The sequence below is a fragment of the Rhizobiaceae bacterium genome, from assembly GCA_023953845.1.
GTDB lineage: Bacteria > Pseudomonadota > Alphaproteobacteria > Rhizobiales > Rhizobiaceae > Arvimicrobium.
Window position 1 is genome coordinate 1,651,326 of the sequence record JAMLJC010000001.1, and the last position, 18,447, is coordinate 1,669,772.

Below are 18,447 nucleotides of genomic sequence, written 5' to 3' on the forward strand. Positions count from 1 at the left end.
ATTCCAATGTCGAACGCAACACCTCCGGCCCGTCGGCTGTCCTTCCTCGACCGCTACCTGACCGTCTGGATCTTCGCGGCCATGGCGCTTGGCGTCTTCCTCGGGACAGCCTTCGAAAACCTTCCGGCCTCGCTCGACGCTATGTCCGTAGGCACCACGAACATTCCGATCGCCATCGGCTTGATCCTGATGATGTACCCGCCACTTGCCAAGGTCCGGTACGAGGAGCTGCACCGTGTCTTCGACGACAAGCGTGTGCTGGTGCTCTCGCTGGTCCAGAACTGGATCATCGGGCCGACGCTGATGTTCGTGCTCGCGGTGATCTTCCTGCGAGACTACCCGGAATACATGACGGGCGTGATCCTGATCGGGTTGGCGCGCTGCATCGCGATGGTGCTGGTCTGGAACCAGTTGGCGAAGGGCGACAACCAGTATGTCGCGGGCCTCGTCGCATTCAATTCGATCTTCCAGATCCTGTTCTTCTCGACCTATGCCTGGTTCTTCCTGTCCGTCCTGCCGCCGCTGTTCGGCCTGGAGGGCAGCGTGGTCGACGTCGGCTTCTGGACGATCACAGAGGCGGTCCTTATCTACCTCGGCATCCCCTTCGCCGCCGGATACGTCACGCGCCGCGTCCTTATCTCCAGGAAGGGGAGCGATTGGTATGAGGGCGTGTTCCTGCCCAGGATCAGCCCGATCACGCTCGTCGCGCTGCTCTTCACCATCGTAGCCATGTTCAGCCTCAAGGGCGGCGATGTCGTGCGGCTACCCTTCGACGCGCTTCTGATCGCGGTGCCGCTGGTTATCTACTTCGTCGTTCAGTTCGTCATCAGCTTCCTGATGGGCAAGCTGATCGCGGCCGACTATCATCGCACGACCGCCATCGCCTTCACGGCCGCGGGCAACAACTTCGAGCTGGCGATCGCTGTCGCCATCGCCGCCTTTGGGCTCGCATCGCCGGCAGCGTTCGCGGCAGTCATCGGGCCGTTGGTCGAAGTTCCCGTGCTCGTCCTCCTGGTGCACGTGGCGCTGAGGCTGGGCAGGCGCTGGTTCGCGGATACGGTGCCTGATGCAGTGCCGGCCGCAGCGACACCCAGACTGTAGGAGCCGCACCATGCGTTTGCGCGAACTCAACGATCCCGACCATCTGCCGGCGCTCGATCTCAGGTATGCCGAGGTGCGGCCCGGCCTCGGACTTGGGCCGGGGGAACACGCCCCACGAATCCTGCTGCTCTACGGTTCTCTGCGCCCACGCTCCTTCTCGCGGCTTGCCACCGAGGAGGCGGCGCGCCTGCTCCGCTTCTTCGGTGCCGAGGTGCGGATCTTCGATCCGTCCGACATGCCGTTTCCCGACCAGGTGGCGGGGGACGATCATCCGGCCATCCGGGAACTGCGCGAGCATGCCATCTGGTCGGAGGGAATGGTCTGGTGCAGTCCCGAACGGCACGGTCAGATCACCGGGCTGATGAAGGCGCAGATCGACAATCTGCCGCTGAATATGGGCGGCATCCGCCCGACGCAGGGGCGGACGCTGGCGGTGATGCAGGTCTCGGGCGGGTCGCAGAGCTTCAACGCCGTGAACACGCTGCGGCTGCTCGGCCGCTGGATGCGGATGATCACGATCCCCAACCAGTCGAGCGTCGCCAAGGCCTATCAGGAGTTCGACGACGACGGACGTATGAAGCCGTCGGCCTATTACGAACGTATCGTCGACGTGATGGAGGAACTGGTCCGCTTCACCATTCTCACCCGGCCGCATGCGGCTCGGCTCGTCGACCGCTACTCGGAAAGGAAAGCTGCAGGCAAGACGATCGATCCGACGACGGATCTTTCCACGATCGCGATCATGCCACAGAAGCGCTCCGCATGAATGAAGGGGATCATGATGTCGTCGTGATCGGAGGAGGTCAGGCGGGCCTCGCCGTCGCCTATTATCTTCGTCGCGCCGGAATCGATTTCCTCATGCTCGATGCCGAGGACCGTCCGGGCGGCGCGTGGCTTCATGCCTGGGACTCGCTACGTCTTTTCTCGCCGGCGACCTACAGCTCGCTTCCCGGCTGGCCGATGCCGCCGAGCCGCTCTGATGGCTTCCCGACCAAAGACCAGATGATCGATTACCTGACGCGCTACGAGCAACGCTATGCGTTTCCGATCGAGCGATCATGTCACGTTGAAACCGTGGAACGGGACGGCGAACGGCTCTGTCTCCTGTTGGGGGACGGACGGACCTTCACCGCGAGGGCCGTCGTCAGCGCAACGGGAACGTGGAGCGCACCCTACATTCCCGATCATCCGGGCCGCGAATTGTTCAGCGGCGTTCAGCTCCATTCAGCGGAATATCGCAGTCCTGTCCCCTTCGCTGGCAAGCGGGTGGTGGTTGTCGGCGGCGGCAACTCCGGGGCGCAGATCCTCGGAGAGGTCAGCGGGGTCGCACAGACGGTCTGGGTCACGCTCAAGGACCCTGTCTTCCTGCCCGACGACGTCGACGGGCGCGTCCTGTTCGAGCGCGCCAGCGCGCGTGTGCGCGGTGACTTTGACCAGGCGTCGACCACGACCTTGGGCGACATCGTCATGGTTCCACCGGTGAAAGAAGCGCGAGACCGCGGCGTGCTGAAATCGGTCCGCCCCTTCGTCCGCTTCACGACGGACGGTGTCGTTTGGGCGGACGGAACAGAGATGCCTGTGGACGCCGTCCTGTGGTGCACGGGATTTCGTCCGGCGACAGGACATCTCCAGTCGCTTGGCGTGGTCGGCGCTGATGGACGCATCGAAGTGGTCGATCAACGCGCGGTCGAGGAACCGCGGCTTTGGCTGCAGGGATATGGAAACTGGACGGGTGCCGCGTCCGCAACGTTGATCGGTGCGGGCCGCACGGCCCGGGAACTGGCACCTCGCATCAAGGCTGCTCTTGAGACGTAAGTCGCCATTTTCGGAACAGAGGGACCTTCGCAGACGTGTCTTGCGTCCAGGATACGACCAGCGTTCGGCGATCTAACGGATCGTTCGCATTGAGGCGAACCAGAATCCGCCGCAGAGGGTGAGCGAGCCGGCGAAGATCGCGGCGAGCACGGCTCCATAGCCGCCGCTCGCCTGCCAGATGACCGCAGCCGCAAGCGGTGCTGCGGCCTGCATGACGTTCATGGGCGCGACGAGTGATCCGTTCACCGCTCCGTAGGCCTCGCGCGAAATCATCTCCGGAACCGCGAGCCCGCGCACGATGGTGATCATGCCGTTGGCCGCCCCGTAGAATGCTGCGATCGCTGCGATCACGGCGACCTGCGGCGGCGCGTATGCGAAGCCGATCACGGCCAGAGGAAAGACGATGACGATTGCCGAGCCCAGCTTCCGGACGGGTGCTTCGGACGCAAAGGCCCGGATCAACACGCGGCCGGCGACCTGCGCCGGACCGATCACCGCCAGCACCATCACGACCCCGGACGCATCCAGCCCGCGTTCCAGCAGCAGCGGATAGAAGTGGTAGGTCAGCGACGAGAACGCCGCCGCATAGGAGATCCAAGCAAGCATGAGACCCCAGTAGGCGGGCTTGCGCATCGCTGCCGCTACCGCCGCGCGTCCTTTGAGAGGGGCTGCCTCGTCGGGATGATGGACGCGGACCGGAGCATCCTTGCTTGGGTCGATGGCGAGGAAATAGAGGCCGCCACAGACGACGATGTTGACGGCGGCCATGCCGAGGAGCGCGCCGCGCCAGCCATAAGTTTCGATCAGGAACTGTATGACGGGGATGAAGACCGTGCTGGCGAAACCGCCCCACAACGTCAGCGCGGTGATGCCTTTTCGCGCGCCCAAGGGGCCGACACGGCGGGCGATGACGGCGAAGGCGGGCTCGTAGAGGGTGGCGGCCTGCATGCAGCCGAGCACGGCAAGCACGGCGTAGAAGGCGACGATGCTCGTGACCTGTGACCAGGCGGCGAGCAGCAGGCCCGCTACGACCGACGCTCCGCCCATTAGGAAGCGGCCATGACCGCGGTCGATTGCCGACCCGACCGGATAAGCTGCGAGACCAGCCAGCAGCATGCCGCAGGTCGCGGCCCCGTAGAGTTCGGGCTTCGACCAGCCGAGGTCGGTCCGCATCGCCTCGGCGATCAGGGGGAAGCCGTAAAACAGCGTCCCCCACGAGCATATCTGTGCGGCCCCAAGCGCGCTGATGAACCAGCGGGTGTCCCCGGCATCCGGAACGGCCGTCAAGCGGCGCTCTGGCAACACTTGGCGACGGCAACGGGAGCCGCCGCTGGCTTCCCGGAGCAGCCGCATCCGGCGTCGCCTTTCTCCTTGGCGACTGCGTCGTCGACGCAGCATGCGTCGATGCCTAACGGGGCGGGGCCACCGCAACAGGACGATGCCGAGGCGGCGGCAGGCGCGCTGCAAACCCCCGTCTCCGGCAGGACCAGGCGGACCTCCCGGGCAGCCGCACGGTCGCCCGCGATCTCCGCGGCGACCGATCTCGCCTGCTCGTAGCCCGTCGCCATCAGGAAGGTCGGCGCGCGGCCATAGGACTTCGAACCGACGATCACGAAGCCGGGTTCAGGATGGCTGAGCTCGTCGATGCCGTGCGGCGGGACGGTTCCGCAGGAATGGAAGTTGGGATCGATCAGCGGCGCGAGCGCCGGCGGCGCCTCGACGGCCGGGTCCAGGGCCAGCCGGACCTCCCGGAGGAAGGAGAAATCGGGACGGAAGCCGGTGGTCACTACGATGCGGTCGACTTCCTCCGTGAAAGGCATGCCACCCATCGTCGCCTCCACGATCAAGCGTTCGCCTCTCCGAGTGATCCTCTCGGCCGCGAAGGGAGCGAGCATGCGCAGCTGTCCGGCCTCGATCGCCTGCTTTGCCGCGAGGCCGAGAGCCCCGCGCTCAGGGAGCTGGTCGTTCAACCCGCCGCCGAGCAGCTTGTCGATGCGGTTGCGCCTCAGCGCCCAGAGGATCTCGGTCCCGGGAGCCTTCCCCTGAAGTTCGAGGAGCGCGAGCGCGACGTTGATCGCGGAGTGCCCACTGCCGACGACGAGGACCCGCTTGCCAGCGTAGGATTCGCGTTCCACGCCCGTCACGTCCGGGATGCCGTAGGCGATCCGGTCCGAGGCCTCTGCCTCGCCCGACAAGGGCAAGCCATCCACGCCCATCGGGTTCGGCTTCCACCACGTTCCGGACGCGTCGATGACCGCCCGCGCAAGCAGGCGGTGTTCGCCCGCGGCATCGCGGTACCGGACAACGAAAGGAGCATCCGCGCGACCATCATTGGACATCAGGTCATGGCCAAGCCGGGTAATCCCGGTCACCTCGGCGCCGAGCCGTAGCCCGTCGGCGATGGTTGGCACCCGGGACAGTGGCTCAAGGTAATCCCTGACGATTTCCTCGCCTGTCGGCAGATACTTTCCGGAAGGAGCCGTAGCCCCTTGGCCCGCAAGCAGCGCGCGGGCTGCCTCGTCGACATTGTAATCCCAGGGCGAGAAGACACGGACGTGGCCCCATTCGAGGATGGCCGCGCCGACCCGCGCTCCCTTCTCGAACACGGCGGGGCGTAGGCCGCGCTCGACGAGCCGGGCAGCAGCAGCCAGCCCGACGGGTCCGGCCCCGATGACGGCGACGGGAAGGTCGGGTGCAGGGATCGCGTTCATGAGTGTTTCCTTGTCTCGCGGACAGGCTCGCAGGCGATGCCGCGGCGTGGTTCGGGTGGGCACGACCCATCCGCGCAGCACTCGTCTGCCAGGAAGCCGATCAGGGAGTGCATGGCGGGATAATGCGCGCGGCAGATCAGCGTCGTGGCCTGCCGCTCCTGGGTGACGAGCGCTGTGTCGACGAGCCTCTTCAGGTGGTGCGAGAGCGTCGAGGCCGCGATTCCCATCTTCTCCTGGACCGCGCCGACAGGCAGGCCTTCGTCGCCGGCCCGGACCAGGATGCGGTAGAGTTGCAGGCGCGTCGGGTTGCCGATCGCCTCGAGCTGGGATGCTGCTATTTCGAGTTTCATGGAAATAGACTGACAGCCCTGCGGCTCGCAGTCAAGCGAATTTCGATAATTGTCGAAATAGAACTCATGGAGCCCTTCCATGCGCATGTCTACGCGCCCTTCCCCGGCTGTTCTGCTGGTCCTTGCCTGTGCCCTCTGGGGCGGCGCTACGGTTCTCAGCAAGGCCCTTCTCGCCTCGATCCCGCCCGTTACTCTCCTGCTGCGTCAGCTCGCCCCCAGCGCCGCCGCGCTCTGGCTTGCGCTCTCGCTCTCCAGGGGACGGGGACGGTCGCCGCGGCTGATGCTGCCACTCATCCTGCTCGGCCTTCTGAACCCGGGCATCTCCTACACGCTGAGCCTGATGGGCCTCGCCCGCATCTCAGCGAGCGTGTCGACGCTGCTTTGGGCGGCCGAGCTAATGATTCTCGGGCTGGCGGCATTGTTCCTGCGCGAGCCGGTGACGCCGCGGCTGCTAGCCGTGATGCTGGCGGGCATGTTCGGGGTCTCGCTGGTCTCCGACGCCTGGAGCGGCTTCCAGGGAAACGACAACGACTCCGCCGGAATCCTCCTCCTGCTCGGGGCCGTGCTGTGCTGCGCCTTCTACACCGTCCTCTCGTGACGACTGAGCGAGAGCCTCGATCCCCTATTCATCGTCGCAGTCCAGCAAACTGCAGGACTGGCCTGGGCGGTCGCTCTCCTCCTGTTGGGAACATCCCACGGCAGTCCGACCGATTTCGGACGGCTCTCCCCCGGACTAGCCGGGGCCGCGGCCCTCTCCGGGCTTCTCTACTACGCGGCCGCGTACTGGCTCTACGTCGCGGCATTGCGATCGGTCCCCGCCGCCGTGGCTGGGAGCTACTTCAACGTGATCCCGGTGTTCGGCGTGACGTTCGCCTTCGTCTTTCTCGGCGAGCGGCTGTCAGCGGTGCAATGGGCAGGGTCCGCGGTCATTCTCGCCGCGGTGTTCGAACTGGTCCGGTTAAAACGGGACAGCGCGCAGCCTCACAGCCTCACAGCCTCACAGCCTCATAGCGTCCTAGGCCCGCAGCCTCGCATTCTCGCATGTTATGAGACCCGCATCCTAGTAACCTCATAAGTACACATTCTATGGACAGAGGTCTTTGTGTCTCTGGCTCATTGTCTTGAGCACCTCAACTCGGCAAGCAGTCCACGGGATTTCGCATATTTCCATATCGAGGGCGTCACTGTGATTGCTTATAAGCCGTTGTATTGCTCCGCGGAATTCATCTATTCTCTCCCACATAAGTCGATATCTTTTCTTATTGATTCCGTGGCCGAGTGTAGTCTGAGACTCTGTTCTTGCATGGAGAACTCGTCGAAAACGAGCGCGGCATGACCAGGAATATGCCGTCCGCCATGCGATCAAGAGTGGAAAGTCAGCAGGGGCGGGCAAGCGAAAGCAATCGCCCCGCCCATCCCGAGCCTCTCTTGCATCCACTAACGGCTCTGCTAGCGGACGAGAGGGCGAAACGACGGAGGTTAGGGGGATATGGTGCCGTCGCGTGCGTGGAGGGGCACCCCCCGTATTATTTTGGGTCTCTGGAACAGTGGTATAGCGACGTCACTATTCGAAAGCTAATTAGTGGAATAGAGGAATGTTACCATGGCCTGAACGAGCTAACAGCACGAAAATACTTCGACTCGTGGCTCCGCTTCATGTTCGTGGGTGGATTCTATGCATCGCAGGGTCACTCCGAAGCCCAATTCTTCATCAAATTAAACCTTGGGACCGCAGATTCCTTGTCACTCGATAAGGCACTTATGTTTGTGTTCCGTCGCATTGATGACACAGACGACTTTACAATAGTAAACTCATCTAACGATAGAACGAGAGCGACATTTTGGGATGGGGTCCGTGCCACATGTAAACTACTCGTCGCGGTAGAGGTTTTTCCCTCATTCAAATTCGCCGGAACGGTGAAAACATCCTCGCGAACTAGAACGCCGGTGCTCGCCGACCTAAGTCGACGAGCAGGGCGGCTTCCATCTTGTGCGTCGGCGCAGGAGTACGAGATAGCCATCCATAAGAACAACACAGAGCTACTCGCATTACTTAGATCCAGACTAGAGGACGTCCTAATCGCGGGATTATCAGAATTTCGTGATACTGTTTCGCTAATAAGCGACCGCACACTACCGGATGTAGAGCAAATCGATGAATACATCGAGTCGACTAGCCTATTTTTCGCGCGGAAACTAGGCGGCAAGGGAAGTCGGTTTCGCCGCGGCTGCGCGTTGAAGCTATTATGGGCGATTTGCTACCACGGGTACGAAGCTAAGTGTGACACAGGTCGACTCGAGCAGTTCTTCATTCAATCTGGAAAACGAGTACGCCTGCACAGAATGCTTGGCGCCAATCCGGACACCCTCAATGCCGCCTACCATATCGTTGCGATCGATACAGGATGGTCATGTCAGCCGATAGACGATCTTGGAGAGAGACCATTTGTCGGGAAGACCGTCCAGGGGCGCAAGCAACTAAGGTCGATAGGGAGCATAAAGGTTCGTGCAGGTGAGAAGGAGATTGAGGCGCCGCTTGCGGATACCGCGGAGCAAGCATGGATTCCAGTTAGGAGGTCTGATGTCCGCATAAGCGGTGTCCAAGTAATCGAAGCGTGGTTGGAGATAACAGGCCCGTTGCGCGAACGCGCCGCGCAGCTGGGATTCGATGAGGCGGCTTCCCGGCTCTGGATTTGGCGCGAAGCCCGGACCAACCGGTTCAGCACGAACCTCCGTTCGCTGAAGGTTGGATGGTGGATCGACTTCCTGCGTTCACTCGAGGATGAGCCGCGACTGAGCGGCCTACCAATTACTCGACGGATAATCCGGAAGACAGTGGCAAATATTGCGGCGATGAATGGCAGCTTTAGCCATCAACTGCCCATGGCACTTCTCGACCATTCGAAGCATGTGCAGTCAAAGATGTATTTGACGGAGGATACCATCAGGGCTCTCTATGAGAACAAGATGCGAGAATACCTCAATTTGTGGGAGGCCGTAGCGGTAACCAATCTTGATGATGCTGCGATAAAGCTAGGAATCCCTGAGGCGGAACTCAAGAGAAGGAAAATGCTTGGGTTATCATCTGGCCTGGATTTCGCGCTTTTGAGCCCGACGGAAGAGGGCGACGCGGAACAGACATCGGTCTCTCCCGAAACTCTCGTTCCGGAGGCTACCTTGTTCACCCCTCACGTGGAGGCGCTGGAGAACCTCCATATCGCGAGACGCGCATTAATTCGAATGCAGGGTGAAATTTGCGCAGCCAATCCGCTCAGATGGATACGCACATGGCTGCCCTGGCAAGCAGTTGTGGAGGCGATTGCTACCCAATTGGAGCAGTCACGACATCGAGCAGCATTTAGGGCGGCCGCAGCGTCAGCAGAACGGAAGCTCGACGCCGGTAGCAAAACCTTCCCTGCAATCTGGTGACAGCAATGATGCTTAATGCTGGGAACTCTCTTCATCAGCGGATAATCGGGGCGCTACCGACCCGCGAATGGCAGGTCGATAGCCATCCGCTGGACAACGTTTGGTACATCAGCACCCAACGGGAAGGGGAGCGGTCAGAGCCGGAGACGGTTCGTTTTGACGTACCGATCGGCGCATGGCCGAACACCAGCAGCTTAGATGACGTCAGGCACATCAATGATCTGATCACCGCCAAGATTCTCGTCTGGTACTCGTTGGAGCCGGCGCCCATCGGTTGGCTTCGGACCGCATCGAGCGTTCCTGGCTTTCATCGAACGAACCTTAACTTTCTCCGATGGAAGACACACATCGGAGTGCAGTCGAACATGGAGCTAACCGCTGCCCATCATCGGGATTTCGCCGACCGATTTCGCGCCAAGGGGCTGGAAAGTTTGTTGGACGTTGAGGAACGGGCAAGACGCTTGGTCGAAGCGGCCAGAGCCGGGTTGATCCAACTGCCTCGGAAGAAGGGGGTGTTTTTCCACGCTGGCATCGAGAGGCTTCTGGGCCTAACCATCAACCAAACGCCTCCGGAAGCTATCGCGGTACTTTTGGACTACGCCCGGGAGCAAAATGTGCTCTTTCAACGGGGCAGTCGTAAACGTGTCGGCCCCCAACCCCGGAATACCACCAAAACTGCGGCGTTTGCGCAGCTATCCGTATGGCAGACCCTCTGGAGTTTTAACGAGTACCTCGTTCATGATCCTCTGCAGTATGACGCTTATACGGATCGAGGAGAGTTACAGCATATCTATGGCGGCTGGGCCGAAGACGGAAGGAAAACGCCGGATGCCCCTCCTTATCAGGTATCCTGGCTGATTGATGCGTCGCTCCGCTTCATCTTCGATACCGTCGTCGACGACATCTTCGCGTTTTGTCAGGACAGGGCTGCAGGAACGGAGGACAATGAGAGTCCGTATCTGCCCCGAGTTCGAGATCGCATAGATGCGCTCGGTTTCAACCCGATCGCGGGCATATACCGCCGCTCACGTTGGCAGGGGGTATCACGTGAGCTCCCTACAATGCGGGAGGTCACGTTCCGGTTGTTGGCCACCGCTGCCGTCATTGTCGTTGCAGCATTCGGGGCAAGGCGAGACTGCGAACTTCGCGCTCTCAGGCCAGGGTGTATCCAGGAAGATGAGTTCGGTGACCTGTGGCTCCATTGTTGGATAGCTAAGAATCGGCGCGAACTTACGAAGATTCCAGCAAATCGGGTTGTCGGCCATGCGGTCTCGATACTTGAACGGATCGGACATTTTTCCGCAAAGTACGGCGATCCAGCCTGGCTGCTCGAATACTTTGATCCATATGGTCCGGTCGATTTCAAGTTCAATGAGGGTCTGCAACAGTTCAGCTCATGGGTCAACGTACCAGTCCTGCCCGACGGTAACGTCTGGGAATTCGCCTCGCATCAATTCCGAAAATTCTTTGCTGTATCGTTCCAGTGGCGATATTTCTTCCCTGACTTCGGTGCCCTTAACCACCATCTGCGTCAGTCTATCGATGTTACCGCAGGCTACGCGAAGATGCGCGGCGCCGCGACTCTTCGGCAATACGACATCACGCAGGCGCGCAAGAAGGCTCAGGACGCCAGATGGATTGAAATGGATCGCGCCGACGCTCTCCGCGAGGTGGAGGAGGCGTTCATCGTTGAATTGCTCCGAGGAGTAGTTCAGCAAGGCGAAACGCTCGGGGGGGCGAAGGGCAGAGCCATCAGCGCCCAGCTGCAGGAGAAATTTTCAAACCAGATCGTCATCGGCTCGACCGCGGAAGCTGAGGGTTTCCTCAACCGCGAACTAGCCAAGTTGGCGGATCAGTTGCACATGAGACCCCACCCGGAAGGGCATGGACTTTGTGGCTGCGGACCGGAAGCCAAGGACAAAGAGACTGCTGGCTGCCTGATCGCTCGGGAAAAACAAACCGGCGAGAAGCCGAGCACACAGACTGAACCAGACCTCACGTATGCCGCTGACGACATCTGCTGCGCATGTGTTCACAACATCCGTATCAGGCAGCTTCTACCCTACTGGGAGCGTGCGTTCGAAAACGCGAAAATGGCAGCCCGTTCTTCGGTTACGGAGGTTTCGCGTATCGGAGAACAGCGAGTGGCATTTATCGAAGCAAACGTTTTTGCCGAGTTTAGGGATGATAATGTCGGGCCCAGGTAAATCTCCCAGGAGCCGGGGCGAGCAAGTCCGCGAGTCGTTCGAGAAAAAACTCGCAATCCTGGAGCGCCTAGCAGACATGAAGAAAGCGCGTCTTCCACTCAAGACGTGGTATCCAACGTCGCTCAGGGAATTCCGTGAATGGCAAAGCACGGGTGACTTTATTAGCTGGTCCAGCCAAAGCATCGACGCTCCTAACGGCAAATACCCCCAACTGTCTGCTCGCTTGGCCCAGGCACTCGACGTTCTTCGAACCGATCCCATCGAGAGGGAGAATGAAACCCTGAGAGCGATCAATACAGCCCTAATGAAACAGAACGTCCTACTAGAGGCGCAGGTGCGTAAGCTCGATGACCAAATACGACTGTTAAATGGCAGCGCTGGTCGCGCCAACGTTATTGCTCTCTACAGGGGTGATCGGAAAGAGTGACTGTCCGTTCAACCGTCCATTTTGAGCAGTTGCGTGTGGGGGAACGCACGGTTGCCCGCTACCCGATCGTGTCGAATTCCAGAGACGGCGTCGTTCTGCCGATCGCCGCATACCTTCAATACCGATCGGAACAGGATACCAGCGAGAAGGCCCTGGAAGCCGACGCGTACTGCTTGGCCGAATTCTGGGACTATCTTTCGTCTATGAAGATTTCATACGATCTCATAACGCCGCACATTCTTCGGCAATACTTTGACCGCGGTGCTAAGAGGGCGAGCAATGTCGTATTCCTTCGCGCAACTGACGCGACAGTAATATATAAAGAGACAATCCGTCGTAAGCGAGGACGTATTTACGACTTCTATCATGTTCTGCAGAACCGTCTTGAGTTGGTCAGTGGGATTCTTGCCCCCCGAGCCGCGAGTACATCCGCAACTTACAGGTTACCAGCGATCCCGGTAGGGATCGGTCTCGGGGTTCCACTTGCGTCCAACAATGATCATCACACAAGGCATGAGGCCCGGAAAGCAAAGGAAAGAAAGCGCAGACCGAAGTCGACGCCGTCCATCCTGGATGCGGAGAGTATACTAGACCGCCTCCTCGAACGGTCGGATGGCAATCGAGGAAGTACATACTACCTAGCCGCAAGCCTCGAGATGTATGGCGGAGCCCGCGGATGCGGCGTCGAGGACCTAACACTAACCGCACTTGCCGAGGCCGTCCTGGATGAACCCGAGATGGCGAGAGTAATTCGACCGATAGCACGGACGTTTAATGGAGCGAACCTAGCGGATGCCAACAATGGCTCACTTGGGATAACAATATTACGCGCACTTAAGACGTTGCAGACTGCGGGACGCCGCTACATATTTGCGATGGTTATTGAGAAGGGCAAAGCACGACCACTCCCGATCACCGTGTCGTTAGCGTTAGAGATTCTTGATTACATCTGGTCCGACCGCCGGGCGTTTGTCGAGCGTCGTCGGGCGCGAATTCCTCACTACAATCCGCCGGACAACGTCTTTCTGTCATACAAGACGGGCGAGGCGCTATGAACCGCCCCGGGTTTGCCGGAGGCCGTTTCGTTTGGGTCACGCTGCCATGGCTGGTTCTTCCAGCATGGCGTAGTAGCGCTCCTCGGCTTCAGCCGGCGGGACGTTGCCGATGGGCTCCAGCAGCCGGCGATTGTTGAACCAGTCGACCCACGTCAGCGTGGCAAACTCGACGGCCTCGAAGCTTCGCCACGGTCCGCGTCGATGGATGACCTCGGCCTTGTATAGCCCGTTGATCGTCTCTGCGAGAGCGTTGTCGTAGGAATCTCCAACGCTGCCCACGGAGGGCTCGATGCCGGCTTCGGCCAGGCGCTCGGTGTAGCGGATGCTGACATATTGAGAGCCCCTATCGGAATGGTGCACCAGACCGCCGCGATGGATGGGCCGCCGTTCGTGCAGAGCCTGTTCGAGAGCATCGAGGACGAAGCCCGCATGGGCGGTCCTGCTCACCCGCCAGCCGACGATCCGGCGGGCATAGGCATCGATGACGAAGGCCACGTAGACGAAACCCGACCAGGTGCTGACATAGGTGAAGTCCGACAGCCAGAGGCGGTTCGGCGCCGGAGCATGGAAGACCCGGTTCACATGGTCGCGCGGACATGGCGCCGCCTTGTCCTGCACCGTAGTCCGGATGGCCTTGCCGCGGATGACGCCGTGAAGGCCCAGGCCGGCCATCAGACGTTCGACGGTGCAGCGCGCGACGGTAAAACCTTCGCGCAGCATCTGCCGCCAGACCTTGCGCGCGCCATAGACCTCAAAGTTCTCGGCGAAGACGCGCTCGATCTCCGGCCTTAAGGCCATGTCCCGCTTCGCCCGCGCCGAGAGCTTCTCGGGATCGACCCGCTTGGCGACATGGTTGCGGTAGGTCGACGGGGCGATCGGCAGCACCTTGCAGATCGGCTCGACCCCGTGAACCTCGCGGTGATCGTCAATGAACGCAATCATCGTTTGAAAGGGCGGTCGAGCTCCGCCTGGGCAAAATAAGCGCTCGCCTTGCGCAGGATCTCGTTGGCCTGTCGAAGCTCACGGTTCTCCCGCTCCAGAGCCTTCAGCTTCGCTGCCATGTCCGTCGGCACACCGGCCCGCTTGCCGGCATCAACCTCGAACTTCTTCACCCACTCATTCAGAGTTTGCGCCGTGCAGCCGATCTTGGCCGCCACCGATGATACCGCCGCCCAGCGCGACGGATGCTCGGGCTCGTGATCAAGAACCAGCCGCACGGCTCGCTGGCGCACTTCGGGGGAAAACTTGTTCGTCGTCTTGCTCATGATGGCTCCACCTTCTCAGGAGTTGGAGCCTCCGGCAAACCCGGGGCGGTTCACTACGAGCCGGCTCTATGTCGCGTGTAATAGGCGGAAAGCTGCGCGAGGTCGGCCTGTCTGCGACAGCGCATAGACTACGCGCCACGTTTGCCGAGCAGATCGTCTACGACCTATACCACAAGGACAGGGCGGCAAACGGCGGTCGCGCAGATTTCATATCGATCATCGAGTTGGCCAGAGAAATGCTTGGCCACACCAGTGATAAAGCGATTCGGAAATACCTAAACAATATAACCAAGAACGACCGACTTCTTCGGGGCCACGTCGTAATCGTCGAGGATGCATCAGACTTCGCTTTATTGGATGAGATCGCAAAAAGGCTAGACGCGAGCAAAGACGAGACAATCAGGCGCGCCCTGGCGGAAATTATTGCGGCAGCGTAGGGTTCGACACCCCCGACTTCCAGGTTGGTACTTATTCATGGTCAGCGCCGGGCCGAATAGACCCGGGCTGCTGCGCAATTCCTCATTGTCAGCTTACGAGCAGTGTATTCGAGGCAATGACCGCTCAACGCGTTGATTTCCAAATTCAATTTGATCAGTACACATCGCCGATTCGACATCCGGTCTCCTTCCTTCGGCAGGTCGGCTGGCGCGAGATTGATGGTGACTTTCCTGCTCGGCATGGACAGGCCGGAAGCATGCAGCGCGGCCTGCACGCGCTCGCGGCTTTCCGCCACCGCCTTGTCCGGCAGGCCGACGATGTGGATACCCATCTTGCCCGGCGCGATCATCACCTGCACGTCGACGGGAACCGCCTCGATGCCCTGGAATGCAACCGTACTGACGCGCGAAACCATGCCCACTCCCCTTGCAGGCCAATCAGAAACCGGAAGAAACGCAAGACGCCGCCCACTCGGAACAAAGCATATCGACAGATGCGGCGCAAGAACGTTTATAGAACAAATGAACGTTTTGATTGCGATCCGGTTGTAGTGGGTTGTGTTCCGTGAACGAAAGGGGATCGGTCTTCTGCCGCAAGCAGGCTGGCGGAATATCAGACCGCTATGGCGTATGCCTCGGGATGCGGCGAGAACGGGCGGATGTCGACGCCGCCGCGCGTCACTGTGACGAAGCTCGATGGCGGGATGGCGTGCCAGTTGGCCCCTTCCCTGTCGAAGGGCTCGGAGACGAGGCAGCGTCCCTTGTCCCGGACCTCCGACGTGTAGAGCGTCGGCGCATGGGCGTCCGTCGCATAGCGGATCGCGTAAAGCGTCTCGCCGTCCGAGAAGGCTGCGGTCAGCCGGATCGTGGTGTCGATGCCGCGCCGCCGCGCGACGCCGAGCACGCGCGCCGTGGCGCGTTCGGCCGCGCCCTGCGGATTTTTCGCCAGCCCTTCGTCCAGCATCATCAGGAAGAGCAGTTCGGAATCCGTCGTGCCTTCCATGCGATCGTAGAGATCGTCGCAGATGGCGGCCTCCAGATGCCTACGCAGCCTTTCGAAACCGCCGATCTGGCCGTTGTGCATGAACGACCAGCGGCTGCAGACGAAGGGATGGCAGTTGGCCCGGCTGGTGGTGCCGCCGGTCGACGCGCGCACATGGGCGAGGAACAGGCCGGACCGGATCTGCCGGCAGATGCTTTTCAGGTTAGGGTCCGACCAGGCGGGCAGGATGTCACGATAGAGACCGGGTTCCGGCCGCTCTCCATACCATGCCACGCCGAAGCCGTCGCCATTGGTGGGGGTTTTCGCCTCCAGCGCATGATGGCTTTGCGCGATCAGGGAGTGACATGGTTCGGTGACGATGTCCTCGAGAAAGACGTCGTCACCGAGATAGGCGGCCCAGCGGCACATGGCGGTCGATCCAAATCAGGCTGGAATCGTGTGAGCGCATGGTGAATTTTGCGTTAAGCAGGTTGGATGCGCCTGACTCGAGGCGCTGCGATGCAAGGGACGAGCATGCCGAAGCTGCCGAACGGCATCAGACATCTTCCATCCTTCCTCGACCGGCCGGCGCAGGAAGAACTGCTCGAGGAGGTTCGCGCGGCGGTGCGTGTGGCGCCGCTGTTCACGCCGGCGATGCCGCGCACGGGAAAGCCGATGAGCGTGCGCATGACCAATTGCGGCGTTCTCGGCTGGGTAACGGACAAGGAACGCGGCTATCGCTACCAGCCGACACATCCGGTCACCGGCGCGCCGTGGCCGCCGATCCCGCCGCAACTGCTGGCCCTTTGGCAGGAGGTGGCCGACTGCGGCCTGCCACCCGAAGCCTGCCTCGTGAACTTCTACACGGCGGAAGCGAGGATGGGCCTGCATCAGGATCGCGACGAAGCGGAGTTCTCGGCTCCCGTCGTGTCGGTATCGCTCGGCGATACCTGTCTTTTCAGGATCGGCGGCACGTCGCGCACCGATCCGACGTCGTCGTTCAGGCTGCACAGCGGCGACGTCGTGGTGCTCGGCGGAGAGGGCCGCCTCGCCTTCCATGGCGTCGACCGCATCTATCCGGGGACATCGACATTGCTCGCCAATGGCGGCCGCATCAACCTGACATTGAGACGGGTGACGAAAGGCGGATGAAGCACCACCCATCGGCGACCCCGTCTTCCATCGTTCCGGTATCCACCGATTGTCGCGGCGACATGTTTTTGCTGGCGGACGGGGCCGAACCATGCACGATCCGGATAGACCCGCAGGATCGCAGCCATGACAGCCCGTCCAATTCCGTTGCCTACATTCGACGACGTTCGCGCGGCGGCGCAGCGCCTCAAGGGTCTGGCGGTCGAGACGCCGCTTCTGGAATCGCATGCCCTCAACGAGCGTTTTGGCGGGCGCGTCCTGTTCAAGCCGGAAGTGCTCCAGCGCACGGGCTCGTTCAAGTTCCGCGGCGCCTACAACAAGATCGCATCGCTGGCGCCGGAGGAACGGGCGCGGGGCGTCGTCGCCTATTCTTCCGGCAACCATGCGCAGGGCGTGGCGGCCGCGGCAATGATGTTCGGCATCGACGCGGTGATCGCCATGCCGCACGACGCGCCGGAGATCAAGCGGCGCAATGTCGAGGCGCTGGGCGGCACGGTCATCACCTTCGACCGTTTCAAGGACGACCGCGACGCTGTGGTGAAGGCCTATGTGGACGAAGGGCGGGTGCTGGTGAAGCCGTTCGACGATCCGCTGATCATCGCCGGTCAGGGCACGGTCGGGCTGGAGATCATGGCGCAAGCCGAACGTCTCGGCATGACGCCGGATGTCGTCGTATCGCCCTGCGGCGGCGGCGGGCTGATCAGCGGCATCGCGCTGGCGGTCAAGGCGCTGTCACCGGCGATTGAGGTCTGGGCGGCGGAGCCGGAGCATTTCGACGATACGAGACGCTCGCTGGCCGAAGGAAGGCGTATCGCCAACGAGCCGGGCCATAACTCGATCTGCGACGCGATCCTCGCGCCGATGCCCGGCGAGATCACCTTCGCCATCAACCGCACGGCGCTTGCCGGTTCGGTGGCGGTGACCGACGCGGCGGCAGCGGCGGCCATGCGCGACGCGGCATCATATCTGAAGCTGGTAGTCGAACCTGGGGGCGCGGTCGCGCTCGCGGCCCTGTCGACCGGCGAAATCGATCTCGCCGGTCGCTGCGTGGTCGTGGTGCTGTCGGGAGGCAATGTAGATCCCGGCCCCTATGCCGGAATCCTCGCCGGTCGCTGAGGCTGACCGGTCAGCCCCAGATCGGACAGCTGCGGTCGCGACGGCCAAAGCTGACGATGACGCGATCGCCCCGGCGGTCGCGGCCGGCAACCTCGATGGTACGGCGTCCGACGTCAACCACGCGGGCGCGGCGGATACCCATGCGTTCGGCCTTGCGCAGCGCGCGGTCCGCGGTGCACTCGCTGCGGCGGCCTTCGCGATACTCGTCGCGGCGCATCCGCTCGCGGCACTCGCGGTAGCGCGGATCGCAATCGTCGTCGCGGAGGCGTAGCTGCGGGCCGTCGCGGTCGATGCGGAACTCCACCTGCGCAGACGCCAGGCCGGCGCCGAGCGGCACGCTGGTCAGGGCCACACCGATGGCCAATGCGGAATTGATGAGGAAGTTGCGCATCCTTGTTTT

Annotated in this window: 17 protein-coding genes, 1 pseudogene and 1 other annotated feature; of the genes and pseudogenes, 11 read left to right on the plus strand and 7 right to left on the minus strand. The window is 61.5% G+C overall.

The genetic code is table 11. From position 1 onward, the window contains the following. The first annotated feature begins 6 nt into the window (after positions 1-6). The 3 genes from arsB to M9955_08205 are packed head-to-tail and all read left to right on the plus strand — an operon-like array spanning position 7 to position 2,916. A complete protein-coding gene (gene arsB, locus M9955_08195) occupies positions 7-1,101 on the plus strand; it encodes an ACR3 family arsenite efflux transporter (protein ID MCO5081624.1) in 1,095 nt (364 codons plus the stop codon). A 10-nt stretch (positions 1,102-1,111) separates the two neighbouring features. Then, positions 1,112-1,867 (plus strand): arsenical resistance protein ArsH, encoded by a 756-nt coding sequence (gene arsH, locus M9955_08200; protein MCO5081625.1) that lies wholly within the window; start codon positions 1,112-1,114, stop codon positions 1,865-1,867. Continuing rightward, entirely contained in the window at positions 1,864-2,916 is a 1,053-nt protein-coding gene (locus M9955_08205; protein MCO5081626.1) for an ArsO family NAD(P)H-dependent flavin-containing monooxygenase, read from the plus strand. Before arsH ends, M9955_08205 begins: the two co-directional genes overlap by 4 nt. Positions 2,917-2,988: 72 nt before the next feature. On the opposite strand, the gene M9955_08210 is transcribed toward M9955_08205, so the two are convergent. From M9955_08210 to M9955_08220, 3 genes are read right to left on the minus strand one after another with little or no spacing between them, the layout of a single operon-like run. Continuing rightward, positions 2,989-4,203, minus strand: coding sequence for an MFS transporter (locus M9955_08210; GenBank protein ID MCO5081627.1), 1,215 nt, complete (start codon positions 4,201-4,203; stop codon positions 2,989-2,991). Continuing rightward, complete coding sequence (locus M9955_08215; protein MCO5081628.1) at positions 4,200-5,627, minus strand: NAD(P)-binding domain-containing protein; 1,428 nt, start codon at positions 5,625-5,627, stop codon at positions 4,200-4,202. The genes M9955_08210 and M9955_08215 overlap by 4 nt, the downstream gene beginning before the upstream one ends. Then, complete coding sequence (locus M9955_08220) at positions 5,624-5,977, minus strand: metalloregulator ArsR/SmtB family transcription factor (protein MCO5081629.1); 354 nt, start codon at positions 5,975-5,977, stop codon at positions 5,624-5,626. Before M9955_08220 ends, M9955_08215 begins: the two co-directional genes overlap by 4 nt. 79 nt (positions 5,978-6,056) lie before the next feature. On the opposite strand from M9955_08220, the gene M9955_08225 reads away from it, so the two are divergent. The 5 genes from M9955_08225 to M9955_08245 all read left to right on the plus strand — a co-directional run bounded on the left by M9955_08225 (position 6,057) and on the right by M9955_08245 (position 13,095). Continuing rightward, on the plus strand, positions 6,057-6,575 hold the full coding sequence (locus M9955_08225; GenBank protein ID MCO5081630.1) for a DMT family transporter: 519 nt from the start codon (positions 6,057-6,059) through the stop codon (positions 6,573-6,575). Between the two features lie 1,745 nt (positions 6,576-8,320). Then, on the plus strand, positions 8,321-9,406 hold the full coding sequence (locus tag M9955_08230; protein ID MCO5081631.1) for a hypothetical protein: 1,086 nt from the start codon (positions 8,321-8,323) through the stop codon (positions 9,404-9,406). A gap of 5 nt (positions 9,407-9,411) precedes the next feature. Further along, on the plus strand, positions 9,412-11,613 hold the full coding sequence (locus tag M9955_08235) for a hypothetical protein (protein ID MCO5081632.1): 2,202 nt from the start codon (positions 9,412-9,414) through the stop codon (positions 11,611-11,613). Between the two features lie 76 nt (positions 11,614-11,689). After that, on the plus strand, positions 11,690-12,040 hold the full coding sequence (locus M9955_08240; protein MCO5081633.1) for a hypothetical protein: 351 nt from the start codon (positions 11,690-11,692) through the stop codon (positions 12,038-12,040). A 35-nt stretch (positions 12,041-12,075) separates the two neighbouring features. After that, a complete protein-coding gene (locus M9955_08245) occupies positions 12,076-13,095 on the plus strand; it encodes a hypothetical protein (protein ID MCO5081634.1) in 1,020 nt (339 codons plus the stop codon). Between the two features lie 36 nt (positions 13,096-13,131). Here M9955_08245 and M9955_08250 read toward each other — a convergent pair. After that, positions 13,132-14,360, minus strand: a protein-coding gene (locus M9955_08250) for an IS3 family transposase (protein MCO5081635.1) whose coding sequence is annotated in 2 segments (ribosomal slippage) — positions 13,132-14,072 and positions 14,072-14,360 — 1,230 coding nt in all. Because the reading frame shifts where the segments join, the coding sequence is not laid out codon by codon here. Next, positions 13,963-14,079, minus strand: a sequence feature (AL1L pseudoknot). (Overlaps the previous gene by 117 nt.) Before the next feature lie 68 nt (positions 14,361-14,428). Between M9955_08250 and M9955_08255 the strand changes: the two genes are divergently transcribed. Beyond that, on the plus strand, positions 14,429-14,797 hold the full coding sequence (locus M9955_08255) for a hypothetical protein (GenBank protein MCO5081636.1): 369 nt from the start codon (positions 14,429-14,431) through the stop codon (positions 14,795-14,797). Between the two features lie 185 nt (positions 14,798-14,982). Here M9955_08255 and M9955_08260 read toward each other — a convergent pair. Further along, positions 14,983-15,213, minus strand: a pseudogene (locus M9955_08260) (ATP-binding protein). Between the two features lie 197 nt (positions 15,214-15,410). Then, a complete protein-coding gene (locus M9955_08265; GenBank protein MCO5081637.1) occupies positions 15,411-16,208 on the minus strand; it encodes a class II glutamine amidotransferase in 798 nt (265 codons plus the stop codon). Between the two features lie 105 nt (positions 16,209-16,313). Between M9955_08265 and M9955_08270 the strand changes: the two genes are divergently transcribed. Together M9955_08270 and M9955_08275 are read left to right on the plus strand one after the other, a co-directional pair. Beyond that, positions 16,314-16,931, plus strand: a complete 618-nt coding sequence (locus M9955_08270) for an alpha-ketoglutarate-dependent dioxygenase AlkB (GenBank protein MCO5081638.1) — start codon at positions 16,314-16,316, stop codon at positions 16,929-16,931. A gap of 126 nt (positions 16,932-17,057) precedes the next feature. Continuing rightward, positions 17,058-18,047: a threonine/serine dehydratase gene (locus tag M9955_08275; protein MCO5081639.1), complete on the plus strand. Its 990-nt coding sequence runs from the start codon at positions 17,058-17,060 to the stop codon at positions 18,045-18,047. Between the two features lie 10 nt (positions 18,048-18,057). Here M9955_08275 and M9955_08280 read toward each other — a convergent pair whose 3' ends face one another. Further along, positions 18,058-18,438, minus strand: a complete 381-nt coding sequence (locus M9955_08280) for a hypothetical protein (protein MCO5081640.1) — start codon at positions 18,436-18,438, stop codon at positions 18,058-18,060. Positions 18,439-18,447 lie beyond the last annotated feature (9 nt).

What these genes read in the sequence shown, in the direction of transcription:
- M9955_08235 (MCO5081632.1), top strand. Translation starts at nt 9,412, where the DNA reads ATGATGCTTAATGCTGGGAACTCTCTTCATCAGCGGATAATCGGGGCG.
- M9955_08270 (MCO5081638.1), top strand. Translation starts at nt 16,314, where the DNA reads ATGCCGAAGCTGCCGAACGGCATCAGACATCTTCCATCCTTCCTCGAC.
- arsH (MCO5081625.1), top strand. Translation starts at nt 1,112, where the DNA reads ATGCGTTTGCGCGAACTCAACGATCCCGACCATCTGCCGGCGCTCGAT.
- M9955_08225 (MCO5081630.1), top strand. Translation starts at nt 6,057, where the DNA reads ATGCGCATGTCTACGCGCCCTTCCCCGGCTGTTCTGCTGGTCCTTGCC.
- M9955_08265 (MCO5081637.1), bottom strand. Translation starts at nt 16,208, where the DNA reads ATGTGCCGCTGGGCCGCCTATCTCGGTGACGACGTCTTTCTCGAGGAC.
- M9955_08230 (MCO5081631.1), top strand. Translation starts at nt 8,321, where the DNA reads ATGCTTGGCGCCAATCCGGACACCCTCAATGCCGCCTACCATATCGTT.
- arsB (MCO5081624.1), top strand. Translation starts at nt 7, where the DNA reads ATGTCGAACGCAACACCTCCGGCCCGTCGGCTGTCCTTCCTCGACCGC.
- M9955_08240 (MCO5081633.1), top strand. Translation starts at nt 11,690, where the DNA reads ATGAAGAAAGCGCGTCTTCCACTCAAGACGTGGTATCCAACGTCGCTC.
- M9955_08205 (MCO5081626.1), top strand. Translation starts at nt 1,864, where the DNA reads ATGAATGAAGGGGATCATGATGTCGTCGTGATCGGAGGAGGTCAGGCG.
- M9955_08255 (MCO5081636.1), top strand. Translation starts at nt 14,429, where the DNA reads ATGTCGCGTGTAATAGGCGGAAAGCTGCGCGAGGTCGGCCTGTCTGCG.
- M9955_08215 (MCO5081628.1), bottom strand. Translation starts at nt 5,627, where the DNA reads ATGAACGCGATCCCTGCACCCGACCTTCCCGTCGCCGTCATCGGGGCC.
- M9955_08275 (MCO5081639.1), top strand. Translation starts at nt 17,058, where the DNA reads ATGACAGCCCGTCCAATTCCGTTGCCTACATTCGACGACGTTCGCGCG.
- M9955_08220 (MCO5081629.1), bottom strand. Translation starts at nt 5,977, where the DNA reads ATGAAACTCGAAATAGCAGCATCCCAGCTCGAGGCGATCGGCAACCCG.
- M9955_08280 (MCO5081640.1), bottom strand. Translation starts at nt 18,438, where the DNA reads ATGCGCAACTTCCTCATCAATTCCGCATTGGCCATCGGTGTGGCCCTG.